The 745-nt window shown below is 50.6% G+C and carries 2 tRNA genes and 1 rRNA gene; all 3 read right to left on the bottom strand.

The features are described from left to right. Positions 1-353: 353 nt before the first annotated feature. Positions 354-429, bottom strand: a tRNA-Ala gene (locus F3J17_RS35945). A 48-nt stretch (positions 430-477) separates the two neighbouring features. Then, a tRNA-Ile gene (locus tag F3J17_RS35940) sits at positions 478-554 on the bottom strand. A gap of 65 nt (positions 555-619) precedes the next feature. Beyond that, a 16S ribosomal RNA gene (locus F3J17_RS35935) occupies positions 620-745 on the bottom strand; the annotation flags it as partial.

Here is a 745-nt window from a genome sequence, read left to right as displayed (position 1 = left end):
ATCGCCAAGGCATCCACCACATGCACTTGTTCGCTTGACCCTATAACGGGTGTGTCTCTGCGTGATTGCTCACACCGGGATTCACTCGCTACAGGTTGAGTATTCGTGTTGCGCCGTATTTCAAGGCAATCTTTCGATCACTTAAAAATACATTGATACAATCACAACCCTGATTCACCTACTCGACGGCCATCTCTGTCCGCTTTCGGATGAATCTCTTTACTACTTCTTCCTGATTGTTAAAGAACGACAGCCGATATGATTTGATTCACATCGCTCTGACTGGCTCAATCGCCAATGCAAAACACTCTGCAAAACCCTTTGAGGTTCACAGAACACTGTGCATTGAGGATTGGTGGAGGATGACGGGATCGAACCGACGACCCCCTGCTTGCAAAGCAGGTGCTCTCCCAGCTGAGCTAATCCCCCAGTCACAACATGAACTACAAGGATCTGTCTCGTCTTCTACAGACAAAGTGGTGGGTCTGGATGGATTCGAACCATCGACCCCCGCCTTATCAAGACGGTGCTCTAACCGACTGAGCTACAGACCCCTGAGTCTGTCTTCTATACAGCCGACAAGTGTGAGCGCTTTAACAGCAAATGCAGCGGGCTCTGGAAAGGAGGTGATCCAGCCGCACCTTCCGATACGGCTACCTTGTTACGACTTCACCCCAGTCATGAATCCTGCCGTGGTGACCGTCCTCCTTGCGGTTAGACTAGCCACTTCTGGCAAAACCCACTC

Origin of the sequence: Burkholderia sp. Ax-1719 (assembly GCF_011753055.1) — a bacterium.
In the GTDB taxonomy this organism is placed as follows: domain Bacteria; phylum Pseudomonadota; class Gammaproteobacteria; order Burkholderiales; family Burkholderiaceae; genus Paraburkholderia.
Note: the sequence above shows the minus strand (reverse complement) of the source record. Positions and strands in the feature narration are given on the sequence as shown.